The sequence below is a fragment of the Serratia sp. NGAS9 genome, from assembly GCF_009905295.1.
Classification (GTDB): Bacteria; Pseudomonadota; Gammaproteobacteria; order Enterobacterales; family Enterobacteriaceae; genus Serratia; species Serratia bockelmannii.
The window spans coordinates 862,492-881,140 of sequence record NZ_CP047605.1 but is presented as its reverse complement, the minus strand read 5'-3'; the positions used below and the strand labels follow the sequence as shown (position 1 = coordinate 881,140).

Here is an 18,649-nt window from a genome sequence, read left to right as displayed (position 1 = left end):
TCATTGGGCCGTACCGTTTTGCCGAGAGCAGAAACGACGAAGCCCTGAGTTATCGCTAACTCAGGGCTTCTGAATAGTGGCGGAACGGACGGGGCTCGAACCCGCGACCCCCTGCGTGACAGGCAGGTATTCTAACCAACTGAACTACCGCTCCGCGCCATTCCCTCTTGCGGGGGAACGAGGCGCATATTACGGACGCCTCTCGGTTCCGTCAACGCCTTTTTCTCACCAAATGAACCGTTTGCACAGTTTTTCAACGAAGGTTCATCCGGTGCGTTTTTTTCGTGCAAAAATGCCGTTACTCGGCCGGCGCACCGCGCCACAGGCAGCTGCCGCCCTTTTTCGCCACCAGATCCAGACGCGCCTCGTGCGCCTTCACTTCTTCGTCGCTGGCGTAGACCACTTTCATCGCCGTCGCCGGGCGGACGATGCGCTGAATTTCTTGCGTGGCGTCGTTTTGCTGGGTATCGCCTTCCATTTGGAACGCTATCGAGGTCTGACCGCCGGTCATCGCCAGATAGACTTCCGCCAGGATCTCGGCATCGAGCAATGCGCCGTGCAGCGTACGCTTGCTGTTGTCTATCTCATAACGGCTGCACAAGGCATCGAGGTTGTTGCGCTTGCCCGGGAACAGGCGGCGCGCCATCAGCAGGCTGTCGGTGATGGTGCAGAAGGTCTCGGTCTTCGGGATGCCCTGCTGCAACATGCGGAATTCGTGATCCATAAAGCCGATATCGAACGCCGCGTTATGGATCACCAGCTCGCCGCCGCGGATAAAGTCGAGGAATTCGTCGGCAACCTGATCGAAGGTCGGCTTGTCGGCCAGGAAGTCGTCGCTGATGCCGTGTACGCCGTACGCTTCCGGATCCACCAGCCGATCCGGCTTGATGTAAACGTGGAAGTTGCGCCCAGTCAGGCGGCGGTTAATCACCTCCACCGCACCGATTTCAATGATACGGTGCCCTTCGTAGTGCACCCCAAGCTTGTTCATACCGGTGGTTTCGGTATCGAGGACAATCTGTCTGGTGGTTGTAGAGATCATATTGCAGTGCTCACAGCGCTCGTTTATGTCAGACTTGGCTTTTATAAAACTGATAGGAAGAGTCTACCAGAGATGCTCAAACAGGTAGAAATTTTCACCGACGGCTCCTGCCTTGGCAACCCCGGCCCCGGTGGCTACGGCGCGATATTACGCTATAAGCAAACGGAAAAAACCTTCAGCGAGGGTTTTCGTCTGACCACCAATAACCGCATGGAAATGATGGCGGCGATCGTGGCGCTGGAAGCGCTGACCGTGCCCTGCGCCGTGACGCTCAGTACCGACAGCCAGTATGTGCGCCAGGGCATCACCAGTTGGATCCATAACTGGAAGAAGCGCGGCTGGAAAACCGCCGACAAAAAGCCGGTCAAGAATGTCGATCTGTGGCAGCGGTTGGATCTGGCCATTCAGCGCCACGAGGTGAAATGGGAATGGGTCAAAGGCCACGCCGGCCATCCGGAGAACGAACGTTGTGACGTGCTGGCGCGCGAAGCGGCCGGTAAGCCGACGCAGGAAGACGTCGGTTACCAACCGGAAGCCTAAGGCAGCTTGCGATAGCTCTTGGTCGCGCCCACCGCGCGGCTAAGAGACGGCTTTCTCGCCCCCAGTTTCATCGGCGTAGGCGTTAGCGGCAAGGTGCGTTTGCGCGCCACAATCACGCTCATGCAGCCCAGCGCTGGCAAATGGGTACATAAAAACTTGCCGCCCTTGCGGTGCCACGGCAGCACGTGAAAACGCGACTGATGCAGCACCTCATAATTCAGCAGGCTGAGCCAATCCAACAGCCGCATCTGGGTAAACATGCGGCTGACATAGGGCTGGCGATGACGCAACCCGGGCACCAGCTTGCCCAATCCCAGCAGGCTGAACGGATTGAAGCTGCTGATAACCAACCAGCCGTCGTCGATCAATATCCTGTCCACCTCACGCAGCATGCGGTGCGGATCGTCCGCATAGGACAGCGTATGCGCCAACAGGCAGGCATCCACCGACTTGGCGGCGAACGGCAGTTGATAGGCATCGGCGATCACCTGCAGCCCGTCCCCCTCCAGCCCTACGTTGACCTGATGGGAAATCGCACATTTGTCCGTGGCCAGCTCGGCGCTGAGCATGCCCATCTTCAGCAGATGGAAACCGAACAGCTTGGGCCACCAGGGTTGCAACTGCCGCTCGAGCGCTTCACGATAGTACTCCCCCCACGGCAGCTCAGCCCAGGACTGCGGGCCGGTGAGCTTTTGTAGAGTATGGGCTGGTTTCATGATTTATTATCTTCTTTCAAGCCGTTGCCAACGAGAGGTACACCATGAATCTTATCAGCATTCCCGCCTTCCAGGACAATTACATTTGGTTATTGGATGACCGACAGGGGCGCTGCATTATCGTCGATCCGGGTGAAGCGCAGCCCGTACTCGAAGCGTTGCAGCGCCTGCAGCTGGCGCCGGCGGCGATCCTGCTGACCCACCATCATCACGATCACGTCGGCGGCGTGGCGCAAATCGTAGCGAAGTATCCCGGGCTGGCCGTCTATGGGCCGCAAGAAACCGCGGACAAAGGCGCCAACCACATCGTCCGCGACGGCGACACCTTTGACATCGATGGCCGCCAATACAGGACTATCGCCGTTCCCGGCCATACGTTGGGCCATGTGGCATTCTATAGTGCCCCTTATCTGTTCTGCGGCGACACCATTTTCTCCGCCGGCTGCGGCAGGCTGTTTGAAGGCACCGCCAAACAAATGTACGACTCATTTCAACAACTCGCGCAACTTCCCGATAACACCTTAATTTGCTGCGCGCATGAATATACTCTTTCTAATCTTAAGTTTGCGCGGGCTATTTTGCCGGAAGATCGAGAGATTGAAACATATCAACAACATGTTGAAGCGTTAAGGGCAAAAGGCCAAGCCAGTGTGCCGACCACGTTGCAATTAGAGCGCAAAATTAACCTGTTTTTACGTTGCCATGACGCTGATTTACAAAAGAAATTAGGCTTTAATTCACCACCGAAAAGCCTTCATTCAGTTTTTTCCGAATTACGCCTGCGGAAAGATAACTTCTAAGCTTTTAGTTGTGTTATTTGGCGAAGCAAAGTATTATTGCTCGTCTTTTAAGCAACTACATTGACACACACATGAAGGCTAAAGCGATATTTCTCGCCTCAGTCTTGCTAGTGGGTTGCCAGTCGTCCAGGCAGGACGCACCGGCGCCAGAACAGCATGCACAGAGTTTGTCTTCGGCTGGTCAAGATGGTGAAGCAGGAGAGTACACAGCAAATGGCCGAGCGAGCTCGGCGCGGTGGTTGGATAACAACAGTCCCGCCGCGCAACAGGACCTGTGGAACTTCATTAGCGACGAGCTGAAGATGGAGGTTCCGGAAAATTCCCGGATCCGTGATCAGAAAAGAAAGTACTTAAAAAGTAAGAGCTATCTCCACGATGTAACATTACGGGCAGAGCCGTACATGTACTGGATAGTCGGGCAGATTAAGAAACGTAATATGCCGATGGAACTGGTACTGCTACCCATAGTGGAGAGCGCTTTTGACCCACACGCCACGTCAAGTGCCAACGCCGCAGGGCTATGGCAAATCGTGCCGCAAACGGGTCGCAATTATGGTTTGAAAAACAATCAGTGGTATGACGGTCGACGCGATGTCGTCGCCTCGACAACCGCTGCGCTTAACATGATGCAGCGCTTGAACCGCATGTTTAACGGCGACTGGTTACTGACCGTAGCCGCCTATAACAGTGGTGAAGGCCGCGTGATGCAAGCGGTGAAGGCAAACAAACGCCAGGGTAAGCCAACCAATTTCTGGGCATTGTCGCTTCCGCGTGAAACGTCAATCTATGTCCCGAAAATGCTGGCACTGAGCGACATCATCAAGAACAGCAAGAAATACGGCGTGAAACTCCCGAAAACGGATGAAACCCGTGCGCTGGCTCGTATCGATGTCGGGCAGCAGATCCAGCTAACTCAGGCGGCTGAGATGGCAGGGCTTTCAGTCACCAAGATGAAAGCGTATAACCCAGGCTACAAAAAAGGCGTTACGGCACCCAACGGGCCCCATTACATCATGGTTCCCAAAGGGCATGCCGATCAGCTGAAAGACTCGCTGGCCGATGGCCAGATCGCCGTGACTCAGCCAACGACGCAGTTGGCGAAGAACAGCGGTTTGACCGGTGGCAGTTCGTATAAAGTGCGCTCAGGCGACACTTTATCGGGCATTGCCAAGCGGCTGAACGTTAAGACCAGCGATTTGCAGAGTTGGAACAACTTACGCGCCAAGAGCGCCATAAAAGTTGGGCAAACCCTGCAAGTGGCCAGCAATACTGGCAGTAACAGCAGTATCACCTACCAGGTTCGTAAAGGTGATTCGCTCGCCAGTATCGCACGTCGTCACGGCGTCGATATTAACGACGTGATGCGTTGGAATTCAACGCTCGCCAAAGGCAACCTGCAGCCAGGTCTGAAGCTGACCCTGTTTGTCGGCAACAAGATGACGCCGGATACTTAAATGTTCGTGACTAGTCCTGATATAGGTTGACACTTTTCAGCCGGATAACGCCCGATGAACCTCATCGGGCGTTTTGTATTTCAGCGACAAGTGCGGCCGCCGCGTGTTGTAGAGGTTCACCGATTCCCTGACCATCTTTCTTGCCTGCGCGATATCTTCTGGCCTGCCGAGCAGGTATTCCGTTTTGAGTATCCCGTTTATCCGTTCCGCCAGCGCGTTCTGATAACAGTCATACCCGTCCGTCATCGAGCAGATGACGCCATACTGCTGATGTAACGCCTGATATTCCTGCGAGCAGTACTGGATACCCCTGTCCGAATGATGCACCAACGGCAACGCCGTGCGTCTGCCGGCCAGTGCCATTTTGAACGCGCAGGCGACATGCCGGGTATGCAGACTGTCATGCACGTGATATCCCACGATTTTTCTCGACCAGGCATCCGTTACCAGGCTGACATACGCCGTCCCCGTTCTCAGCGGCAGGTAGGTGATATCCGCCACCCATACCTGTTCCGGACGGCTGGCTATTACTTGATTGTCTCCCGCTTTTAGCAGGTTGGGATGGCGATAAAAACGATGATGGCTGTGCGTCGTCTTGTGATATGCCCGTTTAGGCATCACCAGTAACCGCGCGCAGCGCAGGATACTGAACAGCCGGTCACGGCCCACATGCAACGCCGGTTCAGGGTGTTGCCGCAACAGGTGATGCAGCTTACGTGTCCCCAGTCGGGGTTGGTGCAAGCGGATGGCCGTCACCTGTTCGACGAGATGCCGGGCCTGCTCCTCTTTGCCTGCTTCACGCTGCAGGGACTGATACCACGCTTGTCGGCTGATGCCCATCCATCGGCAGGCCCGCGTTACTGTGAGTCCCGGTACTTGTGTTTGCGCGATAAGGCGGTTAGCTGCTTTTTTGTCAGCGTGGCGCCAAAGTCGGTGTTCATCACTTTGACGACAGCTTCGAAGAACTGGGCTTTGACTTCAGATTCAGCCAGTTGCTGCTCAAGTTCTTTAATACGCTGTTCGGGCGTCAGGGGGAGTTTGGGCATGTTGTCTCCGCACGTTCTGGTGGAAGGAGAAGTTCGCCAGTCAAGTTGACCGTATTTGCGCAGCCAGTTCATGACAGTCTGGCTGCCCTGGATACCGTAGCGATCTTGCGCCTGGCGGTATGTCATCTCGCCTTTTTCGACCTGTTCGACGACAGCCAGTTTAAAGGATAGAGAGTAATCGCGTTGTGTGCGTTTAATATACTGGTTCATCACATTTTCCTCTGTGCGTGAGTAAAATGTGTCAACGCTATTCAGGACGGGTCATCGGCACAAAAAAAGCACCCTTCGGGGTGCTTTTTTATTACCTGCGATTCACCATACCGGCGAGTCTTTCTCCGGATGAAACTCCACCAACAACGGATTGTGATCCGACGCGCTGGTCACCAGCACCGACGCCTCTACGACCCCAAGATTGCGGTAAAACACGAAGTCCAACGGACGGCCAAAAGCCTTGCGGCGGTGATCGTCGGTGAAGCTCACTTCGCGCAGCGCCATTTCGCCGGCGAAGTCATACAGCGCATTGATGCGCTTGCGGCTCCACGCGTTGAAATCCCCCGCCATAATCACCGGCCCCCGGTGACTGGCGATCTGTTCGCCTATCGGCCCCAACTGCTTGCTGTAGACGTCGACGCCCAGGCTAAAGTTCACCGCATGAATGTTCACCACCATCAACAGTTCGCCATTGTACAGCGGATAAACGGTGATCAGGGCCGACTTGGACAGCCGCAGCAGCGGCTCTCGCTCGCGCAGCGGGCAGCAGTAAACCGGATGAGCGGCCGCCAGCGTCATCACGCCGGAAGGATGCTGCGGCAGCACAAAGGCCGGAACCTGATCGGCCGCCAGATAGTTGGCGGTAGCGTAGCTCACCAGTTCCGGCGTGGTTTGCGCCTCTTGCAACAACACCAGCTGCGCGTCTTTGCCATGGTTTTTCAGCACCGAAAGCCAGTCGGCTCGCTGCTGTTTGAAAATATTCCATACCATAACGCGCAGAGCGCCGGTCGTCGGCAGCGCCGCCCCTGGCGGCAACGGCTGGTTAACGGCGCCAGGAAAGATTCGCTCAACTGGCTGACCTGCAACATACCTCATTGCATAAGTTCGTTTCGGCACGCGATTCGCCTATTACCCATTAACATGAAAACTGGCGATGAAGACTCGCCAACGATGAATTGATTATACGCCTACCCCGCATAGAGGGCATGGCTTTTGCGGGCATCACCTTTTCAGTTATAGGGGCCACCTGCAGCGATTTCAATCTTCTGACGGTATAGCTGTGTAAAGACAGGGAGTAATAGGTGAAAAATGCGAAAAGGCCCGCAAAATGCGGGCCAGACAACAATGATTTTGTGTATCAAGCTGTTTGCAGCTGAGACTTTTTATCCAGGCGGCCGCTGAGGCTAACCAGCAACAGTGCAACTACCACGATCAGCGCGCCAATCCAGGGGGTCTGCGCCAGCCCCAGTGAGGCGACGGTCTGACCGCCAATCACCGAACCGAGCGCAATACCGATGTTGAACGCCGCGATATTGAGACCGGACGCCACATCCACCGCATTTGGCGTGTATTGCGCGGCTTTCTGCACCACATAGACCTGCAGCCCCGGCACGTTACCGAAAGCGAACACGCCCATCGCAATCACCGTCAGCAAAGCGGCAATACTGTGGCTGGCGGTAAACTGAAACACCAGTAACAAAACAGCCAGCGCGGCAAAGATAAAGCTCAACGCACGCACCGCCCCATGGCGATCGGCCAGCTTGCCCCCCCAGATGTTACCCACCGCCACCGCGACACCATAAGCCAACAGTATCCAGCTCACGGTCGGAGCAGAGAAGCCCGCCAGTTCCTGCATCATTGGCGCAAGGAAGGTAAAGGTCGTGAAGACCCCGCCGTATCCCAATGCGGTAATTGCGTAAATCAGCAGCAGACGAGGATGGGTCAGTACTTTCATCTGTTCCCGCACGCCGGCGCTGCCCTGATTCTTGATATTGTTCGGCACCAGAATAATGCTGGCCACCGTAGCGACCGCGCCAATCAGAGAAACGGCCAGGAAGGTTTCACGCCAGCCAAACTGCTGGCCGATGAACGTCCCTAACGGTACGCCGGTCACCAGCGCCACCGTCAGGCCGCCAAACATGATGGCGATGGCGGAAGCCGCCTTCTCTTTCGCCACCAGGCTCGTCGCGATAGTGGAGCCGATAGAGAAGAACACGCCGTGCGCCAGGCCGGTCAACAACCGGGCAATCACCAGCGATTCATAGCTGGGTGATTGCCAGGCCAGCAGGTTACCGAGAGTGAACAGCACCATCAGGCCAACCAGCAGCAGCTTGCGCGGTATACGGCTGGTCAGGGCCGTCAGCACCGGCGCGCCAATGGCCACGCCGAGGGCATAGATAGTCACCAGCAATCCAGCGGACGGTACGGTCACCCCAATCTGCTCCGCGATAGTCGGGATCAACCCAACAATCACGAACTCGGTCGTGCCGATAGCAAAAGCGCTGATGGTTAAGGCAAGTAATGCGAGTGGCATTTTTTACTCCGAAATAGCATTCAAGTTGATGACGGCTATTATCTGCCTATGCTTAAATGATAAAAATGCTCAAAATTTCAAATTAACTTTGCTATCGGAGCAAAAATGAAAGCAAACTCAGACGAGCTGATCACTTTTGTCACCGTAGTGGAAAGTGGCAGTTTCAGCCGGGCGGCCGAACGCCTGGAACAAGCGAACTCCGTAGTCAGCCGAACGGTAAAAAAACTGGAAAGCAAACTGGGCGTGACGTTGCTCAACCGCACCACGCGCCAAATCAGCCTGACTCAGGAAGGAGAGAATTACTTTCGCCAGGTGCAGAAGGTACTGAACGACATGGCCGCGGCGGAAAATGCGCTGATGGAAAGCCGCCAGCGTCCGCAAGGTCTGCTGCGCGTCGACGCGGCAACGCCGGTGGTGCTGCACATGCTGACGCCTTTAGTGGCGGAGTTCCGCGAACGTTATCCTGAAATGTCGTTATCGTTGGTGTCTTCGGAAAACTTTATCAACTTGATCGAGCGAAAAGTGGATATCGCAATCCGCGTAGGCGAACTGACCGATTCCACACTGAAAGCGCGCAAACTGATGACCAGCTACCGGCATGTGCTCGCCTCTCCCGCCTATCTGGCTCAACACGGCACGCCGCTAACGGTAGAAGATCTTGAACATCACTGCTGCATCGGCTTCAACGACCTTCCCAGCTTGAACCGCTGGCCACTGGCTTGCTCAGATGGCAGCCAGTTGGAAATCACCCCAGGCTTGACGACCAATAGCGGAGAAACCCAGCGCCATCTCTGTCTGCATGGCAACGGTATCGCCTGCCTGTCGGACTTTATGAGCGACGAAGATATCAAACGTGGAGATTTGGTCCCGATTCTGGTGGAAGCGACACTGCCGGTCGCCATGCCGATCAACGCGGTTTATTACAGCGACAGCGCCGTCAGCAACCGTCTCCGCAGTTTTATTGATTTTGTGAGTGAATACCTGAAACGATAAAAAAGGCGCCCCGATGGACGCCTTATGCTGACTACTGCGAGGAATGATTAATCCCAGTTTGGCGCCAGACCTTCTGGGCTAACCAGACGGCCGTTGCACTCCAGTGCGGCAATCTGCGCCATATCTTCGTCGGTCAGCGTCAGTTGCTGCGCCAACAGGTTGCTCGCCAGGTTTTCACGCTTGGTCGAAGAAGGAATAACCGCATAACCCAGCTTCAATGCCCAAGCCAGGACAACCTGTGCTGGGGTCGCATTGTGACGAGCAGCAATGCTTTTGATCGTTTCGTCCTGCAGCGCTTTGCCGTAGGCCAACGTCATGTAAGAGGTGATGGCGATGTCGTGCTGCTGCGCAAATTCTACCACCTTGCGGTTCTGCAAGAACGGTGACAGCTCGATTTGGTTGGTGGCGATTTCATCGGCGCCAATCGCGTCAATCGCTTGCTGCATCAAGTCGATGGTGAAGTTAGATACGCCGATTTGGCGGGTCAGCCCCAGCTTTTTCGCTTCCAGCAGCTCAGCCATAAATTCGGCAACCGGCACTTCGTCGTTGGGTGACGGCCAGTGGATCAGCGTCAGATCAACGTAGGACGTTTGCAGTTTTTTCAGGCTTTCTTGCAGGCTTGGGATCAGCGCGCCTTTCGCCAGGTTCGCGATCCAAATCTTGGTGGTGATGAACAGGTCTTCACGTTTCACGCCGCTGGCAGCGATAGCCTGGCCAACAGCCGCTTCGTTTTCATAGATCTGTGCAGTATCAATAGTGCGATAGCCCAGCTCGAGTGCGGTGCTGACAGAATCGATAACAACCTGATCCTGAAGGCGGAAAGTACCTAAACCAAATGCAGGGATGCTCATAATGTTTTCTCTCATTAATGGGTAGATGTGGTATGAGGAAGATTATGGCAACTTTTTTATTGATCAAAAACGCCTGGTTCGGCATAAGACTTTTGATCTAAAGGCAACAATATGGGGAGTAAGGCGGTAAGGAAGGACAATTCCGGCCTGAAAATCGCAAAATATAGATATGAAAAAGCCCTGAGTCAGAGACTCAGGGCTTATCAATTAAGTGGCGGAACGGACGGGGCTCGAACCCGCGACCCCCTGCGTGACAGGCAGGTATTCTAACCAACTGAACTACCGCTCCACCGATTCTTTTACGTTGCATCTCTCGATGCCGGCAAATTCGCGCTTTGCGATTTGCGCATTACCAGTCGTCACACTGATAACGTTTATTTGATGCCTGGCAGTGTCCTACTCTCGCATGGGGAGACCCCACACTACCATCGGCGCTACGGCGTTTCACTTCTGAGTTCGGCATGGGGTCAGGTGGGACCACCGCGCTATTGCCGCCAGGCAAATTCTGTTTCATTCCAACCGTCTCACTTCCGTGAAGCCATCAGAACCAATCTCGGAACTTCGCTGAAAATCTCTCTAAAAACACCTTCGGTGTTGTAAGGTTAAGCCTCACGGATCATTAGTACTGGTTAGCTCAATGCATCGCTGCACTTACACACCCAGCCTATCAACGTCTTAGTCTTAAACGTTCCTTCAGGGGCCTTAAAGGCCCAGGGAAGACTCATCTTGAGGCAAGTTTCGCGCTTAGATGCTTTCAGCGCTTATCTTTTCCGCACTTAGCTACCGGGCAATGCCATTGGCATGACAACCCGAACACCAGTGGTGCGTTCACTCCGGTCCTCTCGTACTAGGAGCAACCCCTCTCAATCTTCCAACGCCCACGGCAGATAGGGACCGAACTGTCTCACGACGTTCTAAACCCAGCTCGCGTACCACTTTAAATGGCGAACAGCCATACCCTTGGGACCTACTTCAGCCCCAGGATGTGATGAGCCGACATCGAGGTGCCAAACACCGCCGTCGATATGAACTCTTGGGCGGTATCAGCCTGTTATCCCCGGAGTACCTTTTATCCGTTGAGCGATGGCCCTTCCATTCAGAACCACCGGATCACTAAGACCTACTTTCGTACCTGCTCGAGCCGTCACTCTCGCAGTCAAGCTAGCTTATGCCTTTGCACTAACCTCACGATGTCCGACCGTGATTAGCTAACCTTCGTGCTCCTCCGTTACTCTTTGGGAGGAGACCGCCCCAGTCAAACTACCCACCAGACACTGTCCTCACCCCAGATTATGGGGCCGAGTTAGAACATCAAACATTAAAGGGTGGTATTTCAAGGATGGCTCCACGCAGACTGGCGTCCACGCTTCAAAGCCTCCCACCTATCCTACACATCAAGGCTCAATGTTCAGTGTCAAGCTATAGTAAAGGTTCACGGGGTCTTTCCGTCTTGCCGCGGGTACACTGCATCTTCACAGCGAGTTCAATTTCACTGAGTCTCGGGTGGAGACAGCCTGGCCATCATTACGCCATTCGTGCAGGTCGGAACTTACCCGACAAGGAATTTCGCTACCTTAGGACCGTTATAGTTACGGCCGCCGTTTACTGGGGCTTCGATCAAGAGCTTCGCCTTGCGGCTGACCCCATCAATTAACCTTCCAGCACCGGGCAGGCGTCACACCGTATACGTCCACTTTCGTGTTTGCACAGTGCTGTGTTTTTATTAAACAGTTGCAGCCAGCTGGTATCTTCGACTGGCTTCAGCTCCATCCGCGAGGGACTTCACCTACATGCCAGCGTGCCTTCTCCCGAAGTTACGGCACCATTTTGCCTAGTTCCTTCACCCGAGTTCTCTCAAGCGCCTTGGTATTCTCTACCTGACCACCTGTGTCGGTTTGGGGTACGATTTAATGTTACCTGATGCTTAGAGGATTTTCCTGGAAGCAGGGCATCAACTACTTCTGCACCGTAGTGCATCGTCATCACGCCTCAGGGTTAGTATGCAACCGGATTTACCAGGTCACACCCCCTACACGCTTAAACCGGGACAACCGTCGCCCGGCTAGCCTAGCCTTCTCCGTCCCCCCTTCGCAGTAACACCAAGTACAGGAATATTAACCTGTTTCCCATCGACTACGCTTTTCAGCCTCGCCTTAGGGGTCGACTCACCCTGCCCCGATTAACGTTGGACAGGAACCCTTGGTCTTCCGGCGAGCGGGCTTTTCACCCGCTTTATCGTTACTTATGTCAGCATTCGCACTTCTGATACCTCCAGCAACCCTCACAGGCCACCTTCAACGGCTTACAGAACGCTCCCCTACCCAACAACGCCTAAGCGTCGCTGCCGCAGCTTCGGTGCATGGTTTAGCCCCGTTACATCTTCCGCGCAGGCCGACTCGACCAGTGAGCTATTACGCTTTCTTTAAATGATGGCTGCTTCTAAGCCAACATCCTGGCTGTCTATGCCTTCCCACATCGTTTCCCACTTAACCATGACTTTGGGACCTTAGCTGGCGGTCTGGGTTGTTTCCCTCTTCACGACGGACGTTAGCACCCGCCGTGTGTCTCCCGTGATAACATTCTTCGGTATTCGGAGTTTGCATCGGTTTGGTAAGCCGGGATGGCCCCCTAGCCGAAACAGTGCTCTACCCCCGAAGATGAGTTCACGAGGCGCTACCTAAATAGCTTTCGGGGAGAACCAGCTATCTCCCGGTTTGATTGGCCTTTCACCCCCAGCCACAAGTCATCCGCTAATTTTTCAACATTAGTCGGTTCGGTCCTCCAGTTAGTGTTACCCAACCTTCAACCTGCCCATGGCTAGATCACCGGGTTTCGGGTCTATACCTTGCAACTATTCGCCCAGTTAAGACTCGGTTTCCCTACGGCTCCCCTATACGGTTAACCTTGCTACAAAATATAAGTCGCTGACCCATTATACAAAAGGTACGCAGTCACACCACGAAGGTGCTCCCACTGCTTGTACGTACACGGTTTCAGGTTCTATTTCACTCCCCTCGCCGGGGTTCTTTTCGCCTTTCCCTCACGGTACTGGTTCACTATCGGTCAGTCAGGAGTATTTAGCCTTGGAGGATGGTCCCCCCATATTCAGACAGGATGTCACGTGTCCCGCCCTACTCATCGAACTCACGACCTGTGCATTTTAGTGTACGGGGCTATCACCCTTTGCTGCGCGACTTTCCAGACGCTTCCACTAACACACAAGCCGATTCAGGTTCTGGGCTCCTCCCCGTTCGCTCGCCGCTACTGGGGGAATCTCGGTTGATTTCTTTTCCTCGGGGTACTTAGATGTTTCAGTTCCCCCGGTTCGCCTCATGCCACTATGTATTCATGACATGATAGTGTGTCGAAACACACTGGGTTTCCCCATTCGGGTATCGCCGGTTATAACGGTTCATATCACCTTACCGACGCTTTTCGCAGATTAGCACGCCCTTCATCGCCTCTGACTGCCTAGGCATCCACCGTGTACGCTTAGTCACTTAACCTCACAACCCGAAGATGTTTCCATCGTTCGTGCTGCAAACATTTGAGAGACTCTATGACAGGTTACTCTTTATCCCAGTACATCTACGGAGGGATAAATTTCAGCCGTCATGTTTCAATTTTCAGCTTGTTCCAGATTGTTAAAGAGCAATATCTTAAACATGACTCGCAAGTCATCTTTAAGATTTTTTCGGTTATCGCTAACCGGTGATAATGTCTTTCACTCATTATCGGAATGGCGTCCCCAAGGGGATTCGAACCCCTGTTACAGCCGTGAAAGGGCAGTGTCCTAGGCCTCTAGACGATGGGGACACGAAAATCCGATTAAACTGAATAACTTAATCGGTTCGTATCAGCATGAATGACTCATGGCATCAACAGGTAGCGCTTTGCTCGTTACTTTTCATCAGACAATCTGTGTGAGCACGCCACTCGAACTAATATCTTTAGGTAAGGAGGTGATCCAACCGCAGGTTCCCCTACGGTTACCTTGTTACGACTTCACCCCAGTCATGAATCACAAAGTGGTAAGCGCCCTCCCGAAGGTTAAGCTACCTACTTCTTTTGCAACCCACTCCCATGGTGTGACGGGCGGTGTGTACAAGGCCCGGGAACGTATTCACCGTAGCATTCTGATCTACGATTACTAGCGATTCCGACTTCATGGAGTCGAGTTGCAGACTCCAATCCGGACTACGACATACTTTATGAGGTCCGCTTGCTCTCGCGAGGTCGCTTCTCTTTGTATATGCCATTGTAGCACGTGTGTAGCCCTACTCGTAAGGGCCATGATGACTTGACGTCATCCCCACCTTCCTCCAGTTTATCACTGGCAGTCTCCTTTGAGTTCCCGGCCGAACCGCTGGCAACAAAGGATAAGGGTTGCGCTCGTTGCGGGACTTAACCCAACATTTCACAACACGAGCTGACGACAGCCATGCAGCACCTGTCTCAGAGTTCCCGAAGGCACCAAAGCATCTCTGCTAAGTTCTCTGGATGTCAAGAGTAGGTAAGGTTCTTCGCGTTGCATCGAATTAAACCACATGCTCCACCGCTTGTGCGGGCCCCCGTCAATTCATTTGAGTTTTAACCTTGCGGCCGTACTCCCCAGGCGGTCGATTTAACGCGTTAGCTCCGGAAGCCACGCCTCAAGGGCACAACCTCCAAATCGACATCGTTTACAGCGTGGACTACCAGGGTATCTAATCCTGTTTGCTCCCCACGCTTTCGCACCTGAGCGTCAGTCTTCGTCCAGGGGGCCGCCTTCGCCACCGGTATTCCTCCAGATCTCTACGCATTTCACCGCTACACCTGGAATTCTACCCCCCTCTACGAGACTCTAGCTTGCCAGTTTCAAATGCAGTTCCCAGGTTGAGCCCGGGGATTTCACATCTGACTTAACAAACCGCCTGCGTGCGCTTTACGCCCAGTAATTCCGATTAACGCTTGCACCCTCCGTATTACCGCGGCTGCTGGCACGGAGTTAGCCGGTGCTTCTTCTGCGAGTAACGTCAATTGATGAGCGTATTAAGCTCACCACCTTCCTCCTCGCTGAAAGTGCTTTACAACCCGAAGGCCTTCTTCACACACGCGGCATGGCTGCATCAGGCTTGCGCCCATTGTGCAATATTCCCCACTGCTGCCTCCCGTAGGAGTCTGGACCGTGTCTCAGTTCCAGTGTGGCTGGTCATCCTCTCAGACCAGCTAGGGATCGTCGCCTAGGTGAGCCATTACCCCACCTACTAGCTAATCCCATCTGGGCACATCTGATGGCAAGAGGCCCGAAGGTCCCCCTCTTTGGTCTTGCGACGTTATGCGGTATTAGCTACCGTTTCCAGTAGTTATCCCCCTCCATCAGGCAGTTTCCCAGACATTACTCACCCGTCCGCCGCTCGTCACCCAGGGAGCAAGCTCCCCTGTGCTACCGCTCGACTTGCATGTGTTAAGCCTGCCGCCAGCGTTCAATCTGAGCCATGATCAAACTCTTCAATTAAAAGCTTGATTTGCTTCCACTCGAGAAGCGATGCTCAAAGATTTACTGCATGAATTTTACTTCAGTTAGTCACTCTTCAAGACTTGATATTTTTTTGCATCCGAAGATGCTGGATATCGTCTTGTGGAGTGCCCACACAGATTGTCTGATAAATTGTTAAAGAGCAGTGCCGAGAAACTCATCGGCGCGGGCTGCGTATATTACGCCTTTCGCCCTGAGAGTCAAGCGTTTATTTCGCTTTCTTCTCGCTGACCCGGCGGCTTGTCAGTCGTTGTTCCCGGTCAGTGGAGGCGCATTATAGGGAGTTCTCGGCGGGCCGCAACCCCTAAATGCAAAAAACTTTTCAAGCGTTCAAATAATCACCAAAAACGCCTTTTTAGGATGTTTATTAGTCAGAAAATACCGGTTTTAGCACAGTAATAGCGGCAAACCCTGTAAACAGGGGCAAACGAAGGTAAAGAAAAGGGAGCGGTCACCCGCTCCCTTTCATCTTTATTACGCTTAATTGCCGTTATTGTCGGGCAACGATATGGTCGTTTTCCACATCCAGCGTTACCAGCTTGCCGGGGATCAGCTTGCCAGACAGGATTTGCTGCGCCAGCGGGTTCTCGATCTCCTGCTGAATAGCACGCTTCAACGGACGCGCACCATACACAGGGTCGTAACCGGTTTTGCTCAACAGAGCCAGGGCCGGTTCGGTCATGGTCACTTCGTAACCGCGCTCTTCCAAACGCTTGTACAGACGCGACAGCTGAATCTTGGCGATCGCGGCAATGTGTTTCTCGCCCAGCGGGTGGAACACCACCACTTCGTCGATACGGTTGATGAACTCCGGACGGAAGTGGTGACTCACCATCTCCATCACCGACTCTTTCATCTGCGCGTAGTTCATCTGACCGAAATGCTCCTGGATCAGATCGGACCCCAGGTTGGACGTCATGATCACCACAGTATTGCGGAAATCGACGGTACGGCCTTGACCATCGGTCAGGCGGCCGTCATCCAACACCTGCAACAGAATATTGAACACGTCCGGATGCGCTTTCTCGACTTCATCCAGCAGAATCACCGAATAAGGCCGGCGACGTACGGCTTCCGTCAGGTAGCCGCCCTCTTCATAACCGACATAACCTGGAGGCGCACCGACCAGACGCGACACGGAGTGTTTCTCCATAAACTCGGACATATCGATACGCACCATAGCGTCGTCGCTGTCGAACAGGAACGAAGCCAGTGCCTTGCAGAGCTCGGTTTTCCCCACCCCGGTCGGGCCGAGGAACAGGAACGAACCGATCGGCCGATTAGGATCGGACAGCCCCGCACGGCTGCGGCGGATCGCATTGGAGACCGCGCTGACCGCTTCGTCTTGGCCAATCACTCGCGAATGCAGTTCTTGCTCCAGGCGCAGCAGCTTGTCGCGCTCACCTTCCAGCATTCTGGCCACCGGGATCCCGGTGGCACGCGCCAGCACTTCAGCAATCTCCGCATCGGTCACCCGGTTACGCAACAGCTTCATGCTCTTGCCTTCGGCCTGCGTAGCGGCGGCGAGCTGTTTCTCCAGCTCAGGGATCTTGCCGTACTGCAGTTCCGACATCCGCCCCAGATCGCCGACGCGGCGCGCCTGCTCCAGGGTGATTTTGGCCTGCTCGAGTTCAGCCTTGATGTTCTGGGTGCCGGAGAGCGACGCTTTTTCCGCTTTCCACTCTTCTTCCAGCTCAGAATATTCGCGCTCTTTCTGCCCCAGCTCATCGCTGAGCATGTCCAGGCGTTTCTTGCTGGCGTCGTCAGACTCTTTATTCAGCGCCTGCTGTTCCAGCTTCAATTGGATGATGCGGCGCTCAAGCCTGTCGAGCGACTCCGGCTTGGAGTCCATCTGCATACGGATGCTGGACGCCGCTTCGTCGATAAGGTCAATAGCCTTGTCCGGCAATTGACGATCGGCGATATAACGGTGCGAAAGCGTTGCCGCCGCCACGATGGCCGGGTCGGTGATTTGCACGTGGTGGTGCAGTTCATAACGCTCTTTCAGGCCGCGCAGGATAGCGATGGTGTCTTCCACGCTCGGCTCCGCCACATACACTTTCTGGAAACGACGTTCGAGCGCCGCATCCTTCTCTATATATTGACGATACTCGTCGAGCGTAGTCGCGCCAACGCAGTGCAGCTCGCCGCGCGCCAGCGCCGGCTTCAGCATGTTGCCTGCATCCATCGCGCCATCCGCCTTACCGGCGCCGACCATGGTGTGCAATTCGTCGATAAACAGGATAACGCTGCCTTCCTGCTTGGCCAGATCGTTGAGCACGCCTTTCAGACGCTCTTCAAACTCGCCGCGATATTTGGCCCCGGCGATCAAGGCGCCCATATCGAGGGACAATACGCGCTTGTGCTTCAGCCCTTCCGGCACTTCGCCGTTGATGATGCGCTGCGCCAGGCCTTCGACGATGGCGGTTTTACCCACGCCAGGCTCGCCGATCAGCACCGGGTTGTTTTTGGTACGACGTTGCAGCACCTGGATGGTGCGGCGGATCTCTTCGTCACGGCCGATCACCGGATCAAGCTTGCCCTGCTCGGCGCGCTCGGTCAGATCGATAGTGTATTTCTTCAATGCTTGCCGTTGGTCTTCGGCGCCTTGATCTTCCACGCTGTCACCGCCTCTCATTTGTTCAATAGCTTTGCTGATTTTGTCGGCCGTCGCGCCGGCCGCTTTCAACAAGTCGGTCAACGAGCCGCGATCTTCCAGCACCGCAAGCACAAACAGCTCGGAAGAAATGAATTTGTCCGCGCGCTTCTGCGCCAGCTTGTCGCACAGGTTCAGGACGCGCACCAGCTCATGGGACGGTTGAACGTCGCCACCGGTGCCTTCTACCTGCGGTAAACGGGACAGCGCCTGTTCGATCTCGGTGCGCACACGCCCGGCATCGATACCTGCGGAAGTTAATAGTGGACGAACCGTGCCCCCTTCCTGATTAAGCAGGGCGCTCATCAGATGTAGCGGTTCAATAAACTGGTTGTCGTGCCCAAGGGCTAGTGACTGGGCATCGGCGAGGGCAAGCTGGAATTTGTTGGTAAGACGATCCAGACGCATAACACCTCCAAGATGGGTCGAAATTGCTACTGGAGATTAAATGAGGTCATCCCTCAAATTTTCAAGGTTATCTCGACGCTAAATTTTCGGTACAACGCCAT

Annotated in this window: 10 protein-coding genes, 3 tRNA genes, 3 rRNA genes and 1 pseudogene; 4 read left to right on the top strand and 13 right to left on the bottom strand. The window is 54.4% G+C overall.

What is annotated here, in order from left to right:
* Positions 1–77 precede the first annotated feature (77 nt).
* Both GUC32_RS04095 and dnaQ read right to left on the bottom strand, forming a co-directional pair.
* Positions 78–154, bottom strand: a tRNA-Asp gene (locus GUC32_RS04095).
* A gap of 144 nt (positions 155–298) precedes the next feature.
* Entirely contained in the window at positions 299–1,042 is a 744-nt protein-coding gene (gene dnaQ, locus GUC32_RS04090) for a DNA polymerase III subunit epsilon (RefSeq protein ID WP_025301654.1), read from the bottom strand.
* A 72-nt stretch (positions 1,043–1,114) separates the two neighbouring features.
* Between dnaQ and rnhA the strand changes: the two genes are divergently transcribed.
* On the top strand, positions 1,115–1,582 hold the full coding sequence (rnhA, locus tag GUC32_RS04085) for a ribonuclease HI (RefSeq protein ID WP_033649910.1): 468 nt from the start codon (positions 1,115–1,117) through the stop codon (positions 1,580–1,582).
* On the opposite strand, the gene GUC32_RS04080 is transcribed toward rnhA, so the two are convergent.
* Complete coding sequence (locus GUC32_RS04080; RefSeq protein ID WP_025301652.1) at positions 1,579–2,298, bottom strand: class I SAM-dependent methyltransferase; 720 nt, start codon at positions 2,296–2,298, stop codon at positions 1,579–1,581. The genes rnhA and GUC32_RS04080 overlap by 4 nt on opposite strands.
* A gap of 44 nt (positions 2,299–2,342) precedes the next feature.
* Between GUC32_RS04080 and gloB the strand changes: the two genes are divergently transcribed.
* Positions 2,343–3,098 carry a hydroxyacylglutathione hydrolase gene (gene gloB / locus GUC32_RS04075; RefSeq protein WP_369435572.1) on the top strand — a complete coding sequence of 252 codons (756 nt, stop codon included), beginning with the start codon at positions 2,343–2,345 and terminating at the stop codon, positions 3,096–3,098.
* Positions 3,099–3,169: 71 nt separating this feature from the next.
* Positions 3,170–4,552 (top strand): murein transglycosylase D, encoded by a 1,383-nt coding sequence (gene mltD / locus GUC32_RS04070; protein WP_099817540.1) that lies wholly within the window; start codon positions 3,170–3,172, stop codon positions 4,550–4,552.
* Between the two features lie 10 nt (positions 4,553–4,562).
* Here the strand turns inward: mltD and GUC32_RS04065 are convergent.
* From GUC32_RS04065 to GUC32_RS04055, 3 genes and pseudogenes are all read right to left on the bottom strand, one after another.
* A pseudogene (locus tag GUC32_RS04065) lies at positions 4,563–5,808 on the bottom strand (IS3 family transposase).
* Positions 5,809–5,910: 102 nt separating this feature from the next.
* Entirely contained in the window at positions 5,911–6,705 is a 795-nt protein-coding gene (locus GUC32_RS04060; RefSeq protein ID WP_025160092.1) for an endonuclease/exonuclease/phosphatase family protein, read from the bottom strand.
* A 241-nt stretch (positions 6,706–6,946) separates the two neighbouring features.
* A complete protein-coding gene (locus tag GUC32_RS04055) occupies positions 6,947–8,122 on the bottom strand; it encodes an MFS transporter (protein ID WP_025301649.1) in 1,176 nt (391 codons plus the stop codon).
* A 105-nt stretch (positions 8,123–8,227) separates the two neighbouring features.
* Between GUC32_RS04055 and yafC the strand changes: the two genes are divergently transcribed.
* Positions 8,228–9,115 (top strand): DNA-binding transcriptional regulator YafC, encoded by an 888-nt coding sequence (yafC, locus tag GUC32_RS04050; protein WP_025301648.1) that lies wholly within the window; start codon positions 8,228–8,230, stop codon positions 9,113–9,115.
* A gap of 47 nt (positions 9,116–9,162) precedes the next feature.
* Here the strand turns inward: yafC and dkgB are convergent, their stop codons facing one another.
* The 7 genes from dkgB to clpB form a co-directional block, all read right to left on the bottom strand.
* Positions 9,163–9,966 (bottom strand): 2,5-didehydrogluconate reductase DkgB, encoded by an 804-nt coding sequence (gene dkgB, locus GUC32_RS04045; RefSeq protein WP_043135486.1) that lies wholly within the window; start codon positions 9,964–9,966, stop codon positions 9,163–9,165.
* A gap of 212 nt (positions 9,967–10,178) precedes the next feature.
* Positions 10,179–10,255 (bottom strand) — tRNA-Asp (locus GUC32_RS04040).
* Positions 10,256–10,349: 94 nt separating this feature from the next.
* Positions 10,350–10,465 (bottom strand): 5S ribosomal RNA (gene rrf, locus GUC32_RS04035).
* A gap of 99 nt (positions 10,466–10,564) precedes the next feature.
* Positions 10,565–13,472, bottom strand: a 23S ribosomal RNA gene (locus tag GUC32_RS04030).
* Positions 13,473–13,706: 234 nt separating this feature from the next.
* Positions 13,707–13,782 (bottom strand) — tRNA-Glu (locus GUC32_RS04025).
* 139 nt (positions 13,783–13,921) lie between these two features.
* Positions 13,922–15,463, bottom strand: a 16S ribosomal RNA gene (locus GUC32_RS04020).
* The 16S, 23S and 5S rRNA genes sit together here with 2 tRNA genes alongside, the layout of an rRNA operon.
* A 511-nt stretch (positions 15,464–15,974) precedes the next feature.
* A complete protein-coding gene (clpB, locus tag GUC32_RS04015) occupies positions 15,975–18,548 on the bottom strand; it encodes an ATP-dependent chaperone ClpB (RefSeq protein WP_025301647.1) in 2,574 nt (857 codons plus the stop codon).
* Positions 18,549–18,649: the final 101 nt, after the last annotated feature.